This is a genomic window from Neopusillimonas aromaticivorans, from assembly GCF_030344915.1.
Lineage (GTDB): Bacteria > Pseudomonadota > Gammaproteobacteria > Burkholderiales > Burkholderiaceae_B > Neopusillimonas > Neopusillimonas aromaticivorans.
In genome coordinates, this window is sequence record NZ_CP128233.1 from 2217274 (window position 1) to 2231584 (window position 14311).

Sequence of the window (14311 nt, forward strand, 5' to 3'; positions counted from 1 at the left end):
ATACACATCATGACCGCTTCTGCTTCGACCTGGCCTGTGCAACCCGGCAGCTGGCTGGGTATGGTGGGCGGTGGCCAGCTTGGCCGCATGTTCTGCCACGCCGCCCAAAGCCTGGGCTATAAAGTGGCCGTCCTTGACCCTGCTGCCGGCTGCCCTGCCGGTGTGGTGGCTGATCGCCACATCCAGGCCAGCTACGATGATCTCCGGGCGCTTGACGAGCTGGGTCGCCTTTGCGCTGCGGTATCCACTGAATTTGAAAATGTGCCCGCCGACAGTTTGCGGCGCCTGGCTCAACATTGCCCGGTCAGTCCTTCCGGTGATGCCGTGGCTGTTGTGCAAGATCGTATCCAGGAAAAGGCCTTCATCACGCAGGCAGGTGTCCCGGTCGCCCCATATCAGCCCGTTCTGGTTGCAGCCGATCTTCAAAATGCCCCCGATACTCTGTTTCCCGGCATCCTGAAGGCCGCGCGCCTGGGGTACGACGGCAAAGGCCAGGCGCGCGTCAGCTCGCGCGAGCAAGCGCTGGATGCTTTCGCCGCGTTCGGTTCCGTGCCCTGTGTCCTGGAAGCCATGCTGCCGTTGGCCGACGAAATTTCTGTTGTCATGGCCCGTGGCCACGACGACCATTGCGTGGTGTATACGCCGGCTCACAACGAGCACCGCGATGGCATTCTGGCCGTATCATCGGTAGACCCGGTGCCTGCAGAAAGCCGGCAAGCCCTTTACGTGCAAGCCGCGCAGGCCGCGCAAAAAATTGCCATCGCCTTGAACTATCGGGGTGTACTCTGCGTAGAGTTTTTCGTCCTCGACGACGGCCGCCTGGTGGCCAATGAAGTCGCCCCGCGTCCGCACAACAGCGGTCATCACACCATTGATGCCTGCATCACCAGCCAGTTTGAGCAGCAGGTCAGGGTGATGGCCGGCATGCCCTGGGCAGCACCATCAGCCATGATGCCTCGATCATGCTCAATATTCTGGGTGACCTCTGGTTCGATGCCAAAGGCAACTGTCGTGAACCCGATTGGGCGGGCGTTCTGCGTGCCGATCACGCCAAACTTCACCTGTACGGCAAGGCTGAAGCTCGCAAAGGCCGCAAGATGGGGCACGTGACCATTACCGGCGCAACGCTTGACGAAGCCCGCCAGCAAGCCAGCCAGGTGGCTCAGGCACTCGGCCTCGCGTTTTCATGAAATATCCCGTCGACCTCGAGCCCATTGAAGCGGCTGCGCGACGGCTTGTCGGTGGCGGCCTGGTCGCCTTTCCCACCGAAACCGTTTACGGTCTCGGTGCAGACGCTGAAAACCCCGACGCCATCGCCGGTATCTACGCCGCCAAAGGCCGACCCGCCGACCATCCCGTCATTGTCCACCTGGCCCCCGGTGCCAGCCTCGACTACTGGGCTTGCGACATCCCCGACATTGCCTGGTCCCTGGTTGAAGCCTTCTGGCCCGGACCCCTGACACTGATCCTGCATCGCGCACCCCATGTGCCTGACGCCGTCAGTGGCGGCCAGGACACCATCGGCCTGCGTTGCCCCTCACACCCGATCGCCCAAGCCTTGCTGGCGCAGTTCGCCGCGCTTAAAGGCGGTCACGGCGGCGTTGCCGCCCCATCAGCCAACAAATTTGGCCAGGTTTCACCCACTACCGCCGACCACGTACGCAGCGGCTTTCCCGAACTGGGCGCCGACCAACTAATGATCCTCGATGGTGGTGCCGCCCAGGTCGGTATCGAATCAACCATCCTCGACCTGTCGCGTGTCGGCTCAGGGACGCCGCCGGTTCTGTTGCGCCCCGGCCATATCAGCCCCAAAGACATTGCCGACGTCATCGGCATCATGCCCTTGCAACAGGCTGGCCCCGACGCCCCTCGCGTGTCAGGTTCCCTGAAAGCGCACTACGCGCCCCACACCCCTTGCAACTGGTCAGCCGCGCCGAGCTCGACGCCATGCTTTGCCAGCCTGCAGACACGACGCGCCGTGTCGTCCTTGCCTTCGGCGAACCACCGTTGTCACCCGAAGCCCTTGCCCAGACCGGCTGGCACTGGTGCCGCGCCCCACAGAAAGCCGACGCGTACGCCCATGACCTGTACGCTCGCCTGCGCGACATGGACGCCATGGCCTGCGATCTTATCCTGCTGGAACGCCCACCCCAAACGCCATCCTGGCAAGCCGTCAACGACCGCATCGGCCGCGCTGCCGCTGCCTTTAACCCCTGAAGACAACAGATGAAGCGGCTTAAATCAAGTACGCAATGTGGCGAGGCAGGTCTGCCTAAAACCCGTGAAATAAAAAATCGATAGCCCCCACGATAATATCGTGGTGATGTTGAAGGCTGGATACAGGGGTTTTAAGTTCCTTAGCCGGAACTGCAGCCATGTACTGTGTAATCATGACATGCTCAACACCATCAATATCGAATAAGGGATTCAGTGTGGCAGCAGGTTTGGGTGCGACGTTCAAGGGCAGCAATGGCACCACCACACGTGTGTTGAATGGTTGCATGATGTCAGCCTGCACATTCAGCAAGTACCCCGAGCCTGACGGGTTGGGGTAAAGATTGTAGCGTTCAAGGCTCATCAGAACATCCTGTGATTCGCCAGGGGTAGGCCGTGCTTTACAACAAAGGCATTGGAACTTTCAATGGCTTCGTGATTATCGGCCAGCCAAAGCTCCGCGCGCTTGCGTGCGATGGCCTGCGTAATGCCGGCTTCGGCCGCTTGCGAAATATTGATGTGCAAGGCTTTGGCATGGGCCAGAATGTCTTCGGCCAGCGAAATATTGGTTGCGCGCTTGGTGGTTCTGCGCGATTGATTTGTGGTGTGCATCGTGAGTCTCCGTAGGCAATGGCGCAAATGATGCGCATATTTTCCAACATATTATATGTGCGCACTTGTGTGAGACATGGACGCCATGGCCTGCGATCTTATCCTGCTGGAACGCCCACCCCAAATGCCATCCTGTCAAGCCGTCAACGATCGCATCGGCCGCGCTGCCGCTGCTTTTAATCCTTGAAGAGTAGTTGCAGTACGCAGACAGCACTTTTTGTTCAGGCAACATGTCGTGCGGTATGGTGCCTGTGAATACAGGCTTTCAGTTATGCTCAGCCAGTATTTAAGCCGTTGTCAGTTACTATCCAAATTAGTTTTTATTCTCCCAATTTCCAAACTCAGCGTCGGTGTGGTCGGGATAGGCACAAGGGCTTGAGCCCGCCGTATTGGGGCCGCTGGCCGAGGAGGCAAGGGCGCGGTGTCTGAGCCAGCGTTTTCGACCCAGAGGGTCGAGCTGGCGAGTTTAGCGCCCGCCTCGGCCAGTGGCCCCAATGCGGGAAGCCCCGAAGGGGCCGGGCTCTTGTCCCGCAGGGCCTGTCCTGATCACGCCGACGCAGCGCCTGCGAAAAACCTGAGCCTGAACCCAAGCCTCAAAAGAAAACGGCCACCCAAAAAGCAGCCGTTCCCAAACCCGGCAGCCGATCAAAGCCGCCCATCGTTTCTAACCCGGACTTTTCATCAGCCAAGTGATCCGAGCGTTTTTTGGCCGCTCTGGCTGGAGTCGTTCGCAGCGAAGACAAGATGATGGCGCGGATGGTGTTTTTGATGCCACAGGCGCAATTGCCCCAACCCCCATGGCTTTATAGCGTGCCGGGGACAGCACTTTTTCAGAACTACGGGGCCATGGCGTGTGCCGCGTGGGCGAACACGTGGCGCAAGGGATGGTGTGAGGCCAACAGGATTCGAACGCGCCGGGTATTGCGCACGATGGCCGCCCCGATCTTGAACAGTCGCACGCGGATGGTGGCGGCGCTGGCCCGTTCCAGTTCTGTGCCGCGCAAGGCCAATTCGCGCAGGCGCTGCATCAGGGTGTAGGCCAGCGCAGCCAGCAGCAGCCGGAATTGGTTAGCCGCAAATCGGTGGCAACTGGCGCGGGTGCCGAACAGGTCGAGCTGAGCTTCCTTGATGCGGTTCTCGGCCTCACCCCGGGCACAATACAGCTGGTCGTACAGCTGTACCGCATCGGCCTCAGAACCCGCAATGTTGGTGACGACGAAGCGCGGGTTCACGCCCTGGGCGCCGTATTCCAAGCGGGTGAGTACGCGTCGCGGTCGGTTCCAGGAGGCGGCCGCATAGATGAATTCGCTGACCAGGCGCTGTTTGGACCCGGTGCGTCGGTAGTCACGCTCGAGTACCTGTTCGGCCAGTTTTACACGCGCCTGAAGGCGGGTGTTGCGAGCCAGGCCGATGATGTACTGCACATTGGCCCGTTCGCACCAGCGCAGCAGCCGCTGACGACAGAACCCGGAGTCGCCCCGGATGATGATCTTCACCTGCGGCCAGACTTGACGCAGCCGCGTCACCAGCAGCCGCAGCACGGCCGACGCATGCCGGGCACCATCAATGCGGCTGGGTCGCAGCAGGCAGGCCAGCATCGACTGGCCGCAGAACACGTACAGCGGCAGGTAGCAGTGGTGGTCGTAATAGGCATGGAACTGTTTGAGTTCCTGTTCACCATGTAACGGGATATCCGAGGCGTCGACATCCAGAATCAACTCTTGGGGTGGGCTGGCAAAGCTGGCAATGAAGTGCTCGACCAGAACCTGATGCAGCGCCCAGGCATCGGCGCGGCTGGCACCGGTCTCGAGCCGACTGAGTGTGGGCGAGCTGGCCAGTGTCTGATCGCGCCCGACGGCCGTTTGCATCAACAGGTCCGAGCGCAGCGTGTCGTGATCGTTCAGGTCTTCGTAGCCGCAGCACAGGCCATACAGGCGCTGGGCGATGAGATCGCGCAGGCGGTGGCGAATCCGACCCCGGCACGCCGATCGGTCAGGGCCTTGGCGGCCAGACGCGACAAACCGGTGCGTGCATCAATCTGTCGCAACAGCATCAGCCCGCCATCGGAACTGAGGTCTCCACCCTGGAAATTGGCCTGCAAATGACGGCGTCCAAGGCGCCCAAAGTTCAGCTCTTCAGTGGTACGATTTGGCATCGGCGCTACCTTCCCAAAATCTTGTTTCGCACCTCGATTTTATGCGGGCTTAAAGGTATGCGCCGATTCCTTTGGTGAAATTTCCGGGCTAAACCCCCAGATACCTCGTCAGCAAATCCGGTTGATTGATCAGCGTGGCGCTGTCCTTCTGTTCAACCACCACCCTTTTTCAAGCACCACACACCGATCCGTATTCGCCAGTACCTTGCGATAATTCCGGTCAACAATCAGCGTCGCCACCCCGGTATCGCGAATTGTGCCGATAATTCGCCAGATTTCGGCAATAATCAGCGGTGCCAGGCCCTCGGTCGCCTCATCGAGAATCAGGACATCCGGGTTCGTCATCAGCGCACGGCCAATCGCCAGCATCTGCTGCTCACCCCCGAAAGCTGCTGCCCCCATGGCCCAAACGCTCGGTAAGCCGCGGGAATGTTTCGAGAACCCGCTCGTAATTCCAGTCATTGCGGCCATTGACCCCTTGCCGGGCAGCAACCATCAGGTTCTCGCGCACATCAAGATTCGGGAAAATGCCACGCCCCTCGGGCACATATGCTACCCCTGGCGGGCAACCTGATGAGGCTCTGCCTTGGTCTGGTCTTTGCCGCGAATTTTGATGTTACCCGCGGTAGGTCGCAAATGCCCCATCAGGGTACGGATCAGCGTTGTTTTGCCCATGCCATTGCGGCCCAGCAAACCCACCGATTCACCCGCATTGATCTGTAGATTGACATCAAACAGAATGTGGCTTTGCCCATAATGCGTATTGATGCCCTGGGCGTCGATCAGGACGGTCATTCTTCTTCCCCAGGTAGGCGGTTTGTACTTCAGGATTCGTACGGATATCGTCAGGTGCACCGTGCGCAATTACACAGCCATTGACCATGACCGTGATCTCGTCAGAGATGCGGAACACGGCGTCCATATCGTGCTCAACGAGCAAGATCGCATGTTCTTTCTTCAGGGAATCAAGCAAGTTCAGCATGCGGTCGGTTTCTTCAGCCCCCATTCCGGCCAGCGGCTCGTCGAGCAGCAGCACTTTGGGGTGCGTGGCCAGACACATGGCAATTTCAAGTTGCCGCTTGCCGCCATGAGACAACAGACCGGCCTTGGTATGGGCAAACTCGGCCAGGCCAGCCGCCTCAAGCGCACGTTGGGCCGCCTCGTTGCTGAATGTACACTTGCTGGCCGGTGTAGCCCAGCTCCAGAACTTTTGATGGTTGGATTGTGCCGACAAGCGGCAATTCTCGTGCACTGTCAGCGAAGGGAAAATGGTGGTGCGCTGGTAGCTGCGGCCCAGCCCGGCACGGGCGCGATCGGGTTGAGACCATTGCGTGATGTCTTTGTCCAGCATCATGATGCTGCCCTCGCTGGGGGTATTTCACCCGAAAGGACATTGATCAGTGTGGATTTTCCCGCGCCATTGGTGCCAATGACCGCGTGTACCGAACCCTGTTTCAGATCAACCGAGACATTATCGATGGCGACCAGGCCACCAAAACGCCGCGTGATATTTTTGGCCGATAAAAGTATTTGAGACATGTCTGAACCCTTAATGTGCCGTTGCCGATGAGGTCGTGCGGTTGCGCCGCGCACGCAACTGTTCGGGCAGCCCGATCAACCCGTTGGGCATGAACGCAACCAGGGCAATAATGGCTAGGCCAAAGGTCAGGTGCCAGTGGATGGCAAACGAACCGAAAATCGCGGCAGACTGGAAAAACTCTTGCAACAGGATCAGGCCGACGGCACCGATGATGGCGCCCCATAGCCGGCCGACACCCCCAAGAATAACCATGAACAGCACCAGCCCCGATTGTTCCCAACCCATCAGTTCGGGGTTGACGTAACCGTCTTTGGCAGCGTACAGCAGACCGGCCAGGCCACCAAACCCGGCCGCTACGACGTAGGCCGTCAGTTTGTAGCCGAAGGTTGAGAAACCAGCGGCTCGCATGCGTTGCTCGTTGACGCGAATGCCGGTGAGGGCCGCGCCGAAACGGGAGCGCATCAGCATGGCCAGGAAGGCCCAGGCGAACAGCAGGCAGCCCAGTGTGAACAAATAGAAGGTGTAGTTATTGCTGATGTCGAGCAAGACCCAGTCACCCAGGCGCAATTGCGGACGAACGTACAGATAAATGCCGTCGCTGCCGCCACCTAGCTTGGTATCGTGGAAGACGTAATAGGCCATCTGGGCAAAGGCCAGTGTGACCATGATGAAATACACGCCTTTGGTGCGCAAAACCAGCGCGCCGGTGACCAGGGCATACACCATGGCACAGCCGATAGCGGCGGGCACCAGCCACAGCATGTTGCCTGCGACATATTCAGGGGATAACAGCGTGACGGCATACGCCGAAATGCCGAAAAAGCGGCGTGGCCCATGCTGACCAAGCCAGTACAGCCCACCAGCAATTGCAAACTGAGCGCAAACAGCGCGTAAATCATGATCTTGACGACCAGAGCGGTGTAGTAATCGGTGGTGACCATGGGCAGTAATGCGACCAGCACCACCAGTACCAGCACCAGAATGTTACGGAATGAGCGTTGCATACTTCGTCAGCCTTGCTTGAAGAGCCCTTCGGGCTTGAAAAGGAGGATGGCCGCCATCATGACGTAGACCAGCACGCCCGCAGCCTGCGGGAACAGAATCTGGCCAAAGGTATCGACAAAACCGATCAGCATGGCGGCAATGAATGCACCCTTGATCGAACCGATACCGCCAATGACAACCACGACGAAGCAGATAATGATGATGGCATTGCCCATGCCGGGGTAGACCGACGATACCGGTGCGGCAATGGCGCCCGCCAGAGCGGCCAGGGCGACCCCCAGCGCGAACACAATACGAAACAGCCGGTTGATGTCGATACCGAGCGAATTGATCATTTCACGGTTGCTGGCGCCGGCACGGATCATCATGCCCAGGCGGGTGCGCGACAGCAGCCAGTACATCAGGACAGCCACCACAATACAGACGGCCGAGATGAACAGGCGATAGGTCGGGTAGGTCATGACATCGCTGAGCGGAACGGTGCCGCTGAGCCAGGCAGGCGCTGAAACACCATGCACGTCGTTGTCGATGATGATACTGCGCAGTTCTTCAAACACCAGAATCAGCCCGTAGGTCATGAGCACCTGTTGAAGGTGTTCACGGTGGTACAGGTAACTGTAGAACGCCCATTCGAGAAAATAGCCCAGCAGTGCGGCCAACAGAATGCAGGCCAGCACTGTGGCCAGGAACCCCCGCCCAGATACTGCGAGACCAAGGGTTCAAGGGCGAAGGCCATGTAGGCCCCGATCATGTAAAAACTGCCGTGTGCCAGATTGATGATGCCCATGATGCCGAAAATGAGCGTCAACCCACTGGCAACCAGAAACAGCAATAAGCCGTACTGTATGGCGTTAAGGCACTGAATTAAAAATATGACCGGGTCCACAAGGCCTCCTCAGGTGTTGCTTGTTTTATTGTTGGTTTTGTTGGTGTTACTGGATCTTGCAGCCAACGGACGGGTCAGCCAGTGCCGGGACGGCAACCTTGACCAGAACGTTGTCTTCACCCTTGACCTGACGCAGGTACATGTCTTGCACGGGGTTGCCCGATTTGGACAGGGTGAACTTGCCGCGTGGGCTGTCGATGGTGGCGTTGCGAATCGCTTCACGCATGGCGTCTTTTTGGAGACATCGCCGCCAACGGCTTTCAGGCCGGCGTCAAGCATTTGTGCCGCGTCGTAGCCCTGAACGGCATACACATCGGGCGGCAGCTTGGGGAAGTTTTTCCGGTAGTTTTCGCGGAAGGCGTTGTCGCGTTCTGTGTTCAGGTTGTCGGCATAGTGCAGTGCTGTCAACAAGCCTTGTGCCGATTCACCCTGGGCTTTCAGGGTACCGTCGGTCAGGAAGCCGGCGCCAACCAGTTCGATGTCTTTGTTCAGGCCCGCAGCAGCGTAATCTTGTGTGAACTTGACGGCACCGCCACCGGCAAAGAAGGTGTAGACCACATCGGGTTTAAGCGCAGCGATTTCGGTCAGCAGTGGCTGGAACTCAACCTGGGGAAGGGCAGGGCCAGGTGTTTGACGACTTTGCCGCCGGCTTTTTCAAACGCTTCTTTGAAGCCGTCGGTGGATTCTTTACCGGCCGCGTAGTTCCATGAAATGGTGACTGCGTTTTTGTGGCCTTTTTCAGCGGCGGCGACACCCATGGCATAGCCGGGTTGCCAGTTCGAGAACGACGAACGGAACACGTTCTTGCTGCACAGCGGGCCGGTCAGGGCGCCGGCACCGGCGTTCGGGATGATCAGGGTGGTGTCGGCTTCGGTAGCCGCCTTGGCCAGCGCCATGGCCACGCCCGAGTGAACCGTACCAACCAGGATGTCGACCTGGTCACGCTTGATCAGGCGGTTGGCGTTGTCAGGGCCTTTGGAGGGGTTGGATTCATCGTCAACACGGAAGTAGGTCACTTCCTGACCGGCCAGCTTGCCGCCCTGTTCTTGCACATACAGTTTGAAGCCGTTTTCAATGGCTTCACCCAGCTGGGCATAGGTGCCGCTGTAAGGCAGCATGAAGCCGACTTTGACTTCTGCGGCAGCAGAGCCCGCGCCAAAAGCCATGGCAATGGCCAGGGCGGTACCGGTTAATGCTTTTTTCATCTTGTCTACTCCTTGGTGTTGTGAAAAAAGTACTGCAGCGGGCGCAATGTTGCGCCGAAAAGGGGGCCTGTTATTGTTTTTTTAATGGCCTGAATGGGGTGCCTATGAGGCTGAAACCGGGTTGAACTTCGCCAGGAATTTCAGCATCGCCTGGTTAAGGATTTCAGGTTGATCCTTGTGGGGCGAGTGTCGGCAGGCGTCAATAATACAGAGTTCTGTGTCTTTGACTACCCGGTGAATCCCTTGGATTTGGGCCAGAGTGCCGTATTCATCGTCTTTCCCCTGAATGGCCAGAACCGGACATTGAATTTTGGGCAGATAATCTTCAATGTTCCAGAATTTGAACTGCGGGTTCAGCCAGATATCGTTCCAGGCCCAGAAAGTCAGGTCGGGGTTTTGATGATAGCGGGTGAAACGTTTGGGCAGGTCGGTGGTCAGGTACGCCTGGCGGGCCTGCTCGATGCTGGACACGGTGATGTCTTCAACGAAGATGTGTGGCGCCGCCACGGCAATACCTGCCGTTTTTTCAGGGTACATGGCAGCATAAAGCAGCGCAATCGAGCCGCCATCGCTATGGCCATAGAAAACCGGGCGCTCATTGTCCAGACCCAGCCCTTCCAGTACGGCGGGGAGGAACAGCTCGGCCTGGGTGTGCATGTAGCTGACCGGCCATTTTTCGTCGGCTGGACGTGGCGTGCTATTGCCGTAGCCATAGCGCGAAAACACCAGGCCGCGGCAGTTGGCCAGCTCGCACAATTGTGCGGGCCAGTCACGCCATAGCGCAACCGAGCCGAGCCCTTCGTGCAGGAAGACGACCAAGGGACGATCGGCTTTTTCGGGCGCGATCAATTGGCATTCAATGTCGTAGTCGCGACCCAGAACCTGGATCGGCAGCATTTTGTTGGTGATGTTCATGATGTCTGACAATGACGTGTAAGTTCAGCGTCCTTCAAGCTGACGCAGGCGGAAGCGCTGGATTTTACCGGTTGCCGTTTTGGGCAGATCATCAACAAAGTGGATGTGGCGCGGGTATTTGAAGGGGGCCAGCTGCGATTTGACGTAGGCTTGCAGTTCGGTTTCGATGTTGCCGTCGTTGGTTTTGCCTTCACGCAGTACGACGTAGGCCGTTGTTTTGACCAGGCCCTGCTCGTCGGTTACACCAATCACCGCAGCCTCCAGCACAGACGCGTGCTGTACCAGAATATTTTCAACTTCGACAGGAGACACGTACTGGCCGCTGACCTTGATCATGTCATCACTGCGGCCGGCATACGTGTAGTAGCCGTCGGTATCGCAAATATATTTGTCGCCGCTTTTCAGCCAGTCGCCCAGCATGGTTTCACGGGTTTTGCTGCGGTTGTTCCAGTACATGATGGCCGAGCTCGGGCCTTTGATGTACAGGTCACCGATGCTGCCCACAGGAACCGGTTTGCCCTGGTCGTCACGCAGTTCGATCTCGTAACCCGGGACCGGTTTGCCCGTGGTGCCGTAGCGTACGCTGCCTGCCTGATTCGAGATGAAAATGTGCAGCATCTCGGTTGAGCCAATGCCATCAAGAATGTAGCAGCCGAAATGGTGTGTGAAGCGGTCACCCAGGTCTTTGGGCAGGGCTTCCCCTGCGGATGCACAGACGCGCAGGTTGACGGCTTCGCGTGCCGGCAGTTTGGGCGAAGCCAGCATGCTGGCGTAAAGGGTAGGGACACCGTAAAACACGGTGGGCTGGTGTTGAGTCAGGCGTTTGAAAACGGCGTCGGGCGTCGGGCGTTCTCCCATCAAGATGGTGGTTGCACCGACAGACAGCGGGAAGGTCAGGCCGTTGCCCAGACCGTAGGCAAAGAACAGCTTGGCGGCCGAGAACACCACGTCGTCTTCCTGGATGCCCAGTACCGGCTTGCCGTAAAGTTCTGCGGTGTACCACAGGTTGGCGTGGCAATGAACCACCCCTTTGGGCTGGCCGGTTGACCCCGAGGAGTAGAGCCAGAACGCGATTTCGTCAGACCTGGTTTTGACGCCGGGAACAGGCGTTGCGCCAGCCATCAAATCTTCAAAGCGCTCTACGCCCTCTGGCAGAGTGTCACCGCCGTCAGCGACAACAAGGTGTTTGACTTCATTATTGGACAGGCTGACCGCTTTTTGTACGGTCTCGAGCAGTGCCGGCGAAGTGAAGATGGCTTGCGCCCGGCTGTGTTCCAGCATGTAGGCATAGTCTTCTGGCGTGAGCAGCGTATTGACGGCAACGGGCACGACGGCCCCGTGCAGGGCTCCCAGGAAGACGACAGGCCAGTCTATGGTGTCGTGCATGACCAGCAGAATGCGTTCTTCCCGACGAATTCCCATTGAGGCCAGCACGCCTGCAAAGCGGGCCGTACGTTCGGCCAGTTCGCCATAGGTCATCTGACGATGGTCATCGATATAGGCGGTTTTGGCCGCGCGCGACTGGTTCAGTTCAGCCAGGTAATGGGCGTAGTTGAGTTCTGCAGGGCAGGCTTGCATGATTTGTCTCCGAGGATGGGGCGGCACCCGGCCAGGTTGCTTTTATTGTTGGCCGGGCGGAAATTCGATTAATTCACGATGGCTTCGAGGACGCCTGGAGCACCCTGAACAGCAGCAAGGCGGTGATAGAAACGCAGCGCACGCAGACCGCCAAGCTCTTCACCGCCGCCGGCACGGCCTGGACCGCCATGATTGGACTGCGGCATGACATTGCCATGACCGGTTTGTACTTTGGCGACGTCGTTATTGATCAGGTGCACCCGACCATGGCTTTCGGCCAGGGCCACGGCGGCCTGGGCCAGAAACGTGCTGTCGTTGCTGTACACCGACGCTACCAGTGAACCCATGCCGCGACGGGCCAGCGCCAGTGCGTGATCGGTATCGCGGTAAGGCATCAGCGTGGCGACCGGACCGAACACTTCCATTTGGTGAACCAGCGGGTGGGTGTCGGGTGTGGTGGTCCCGAATACAACTGGAGGGACGATGGCGTGATTGGCGTGGTCGGCCTGAATGGCAATGTCTTTGCGGCCATCGAAGAGGATATCGCTACAGGCTTCCAGCTGGCTGATGCCTTGCAAAATGGCGTCGCGTTGTGACGTGCTGACCAGACTGCCCATACGGATGTTTTCGTTGCGCGGGTCGCCGACGGTAATGCCCTTGAGCTTGTCGGCCAGCGCCGCGGCAACAGCCGCATAGCGGGATTCGGGAACCATGATGCGCCGGATGGCCGTGCATTTCTGACCCGACTTGATGGTCAGTTCACGCACCACCTCACGTACCAGCAGGCCCATGGCGTCGTCATCGGCGTCTGGGCCAAGAATGGCGCTGTTGACGCTGTCGGTTTCAGCATTGAAACGTACGCCTTCGTGCTTGATTTTCGGATGGTCGCGCAATGAGGCCGCGGTGTCGGCCGAACCGGTGAAAGATACGAGGTCGAGAGGGTCCAGCGCATCCAGCATGCCGGCGGGCCGGCCGCAGACGATATTCAGGGCGCCAGTGGGCAGGATATTGGCGTCAATGACGTCTTTGACCATTTCGTGGGTCAGCCAGGCGGTGGCCGAGGCCGGTTTGGCGACCACCGGCACGCCTGAAAGCAGGGCAGCCGCTGCCTTTTCCCACAGGCCCCATGACGGGAAGTTGAACGCGTTGATGAACAGCGCCAGCCCATGGGCAGGCACCAGAATGTGCTGGGTGGCAAAGGCGTTATCACGCGCCAGGGCGTCGGGGGTGCCGTCAGCCATGAGGGCTTTGGCGGTCAGTTTGCTGCCCAGTTTGGCATAGTACGACAGGGTGTAGATGCCGCCATCGACGTCAACGCCGCTGTCGTTTTGTACGGTACCCGAGTTTTTCAGGGAAATTTCAAAATACTTGTCGCGATTGGCCTGCAGAACCTTGACGATGGCGGACAGCAGTTCAGCGCGCTGGGCGTAGCTGAGTGCGCGCAGCGCCGTGCCGCCCTTTTCGCGGGCAAAGGCATAGGCAGCAGCCATATCAAGGCCGTCGGCACTGACGGTAGCCAGTGTTTCGCCGGTAACCGGGTCCAGCACGGGAGCTCCTGCGCCGGCACCTTCTTGCCAGCGGCCTTCGAGGTAGTTTGCGAGTTTCGTCATTACGGATGTTTCCTGGGCTAGATAAGGGTGGGGTGGCGTGCCACTGCTGTCGTGGCAACCGATTGGCGGCTTACCGTTTCGTGAATTCGATCGCCCCTTGCGGCAGCAGGTACAGCACCAGGGCTTCGCCCTTGGTAACGGTTGGGCTATGGGCGGTATCGGGGCCGTACACCAGCCAGCCGGCAGGCTGGCCGTCGAAACAGGCGCCATCGTCGACGGGCATGATCAGGTCAATTTCGCCATTCGGGTGACGGTGGTGTGGACCGGCAATATCTTTCATGTCGACAACATCAACCGAGAACCCGTTGAGCGCCTCTGAGGGCTTGATAACGCGGCCATAGCGCAGACCGCCGGCTTCATATTGGCACATCCAGCCCTCGGCAACGCCGGTTTTGCAGGCGTCGGCAATTTGCCTGAACACTGCGCCGTCTGCAGGGAAAGTGGTGTTCAGATCATCTTGCAAGGCTTTGTCGAGTGGCCGGTTGCCGATGTGATCAGTGATGTGCTGGATGAGCTGCTGAAATGTCTCTGTGTTCATTCTGATGCTTCCTGTTCTGCCGGTGCGAGAGTCGGGCCAATAAGGTGAATGGA

At 58.7% G+C, this 14311-nt stretch carries 6 protein-coding genes and 8 pseudogenes; 2 read left to right on the forward strand and 12 right to left on the reverse strand.

Annotated features, from left to right (window positions below):
- The first annotated feature begins 9 nt into the window (after nt 1–9).
- Nucleotides 10–1190, forward strand: a pseudogene (locus N7E01_RS12270) (5-(carboxyamino)imidazole ribonucleotide synthase).
- Nucleotides 1187–2217: pseudogene (locus N7E01_RS12275) on the forward strand (L-threonylcarbamoyladenylate synthase). Before N7E01_RS12270 ends, N7E01_RS12275 begins: the two co-directional pseudogenes overlap by 4 nt.
- Nucleotides 2218–2272: 55 nt before the next feature.
- Here N7E01_RS12275 and N7E01_RS12280 read toward each other — a convergent pair.
- The 12 genes and pseudogenes from N7E01_RS12280 to N7E01_RS12335 all read right to left on the reverse strand — a co-directional run bounded on the left by N7E01_RS12280 (nt 2273) and on the right by N7E01_RS12335 (nt 14258).
- A complete protein-coding gene (locus tag N7E01_RS12280; protein ID WP_289173079.1) occupies nt 2273–2578 on the reverse strand; it encodes a CcdB family protein in 306 nt (101 codons plus the stop codon).
- Nucleotides 2578–2826, reverse strand: coding sequence for a type II toxin-antitoxin system CcdA family antitoxin (locus N7E01_RS12285; RefSeq protein WP_289173080.1), 249 nt, complete (start codon nt 2824–2826; stop codon nt 2578–2580). The genes N7E01_RS12280 and N7E01_RS12285 overlap by 1 nt, the downstream gene beginning before the upstream one ends.
- 836 nt (nt 2827–3662) lie before the next feature.
- Nucleotides 3663–4981: pseudogene (locus N7E01_RS12290) on the reverse strand (IS1380 family transposase).
- 88 nt (nt 4982–5069) lie between these two features.
- Nucleotides 5070–5776: pseudogene (locus N7E01_RS12295) on the reverse strand (ABC transporter ATP-binding protein).
- Nucleotides 5712–6520, reverse strand: a pseudogene (locus N7E01_RS12300) (ABC transporter ATP-binding protein). The pseudogenes N7E01_RS12295 and N7E01_RS12300 overlap by 65 nt, the downstream one beginning before the upstream one ends.
- 10 nt (nt 6521–6530) lie before the next feature.
- A pseudogene (locus N7E01_RS12305) lies at nt 6531–7462 on the reverse strand (branched-chain amino acid ABC transporter permease).
- A 69-nt stretch (nt 7463–7531) separates the two neighbouring features.
- Nucleotides 7532–8412: pseudogene (locus N7E01_RS12310) on the reverse strand (branched-chain amino acid ABC transporter permease).
- A 46-nt stretch (nt 8413–8458) separates the two neighbouring features.
- A pseudogene (locus N7E01_RS12315) lies at nt 8459–9617 on the reverse strand (ABC transporter substrate-binding protein).
- Between the two features lie 102 nt (nt 9618–9719).
- On the reverse strand, nt 9720–10532 hold the full coding sequence (locus N7E01_RS12320; protein WP_289173081.1) for an alpha/beta fold hydrolase: 813 nt from the start codon (nt 10530–10532) through the stop codon (nt 9720–9722).
- 24 nt (nt 10533–10556) lie between these two features.
- Nucleotides 10557–12110, reverse strand: a complete 1554-nt coding sequence (locus tag N7E01_RS12325; RefSeq protein WP_289173082.1) for a benzoate-CoA ligase family protein — start codon at nt 12108–12110, stop codon at nt 10557–10559.
- A 68-nt stretch (nt 12111–12178) separates the two neighbouring features.
- Nucleotides 12179–13720: a 3,4-dehydroadipyl-CoA semialdehyde dehydrogenase gene (locus tag N7E01_RS12330; RefSeq protein WP_289173083.1), complete on the reverse strand. Its 1542-nt coding sequence runs from the start codon at nt 13718–13720 to the stop codon at nt 12179–12181.
- A 70-nt stretch (nt 13721–13790) separates the two neighbouring features.
- Complete coding sequence (locus tag N7E01_RS12335; protein ID WP_289173084.1) at nt 13791–14258, reverse strand: DUF4863 family protein; 468 nt, start codon at nt 14256–14258, stop codon at nt 13791–13793.
- Between the last annotated feature and the right edge of the window lie 53 nt (nt 14259–14311).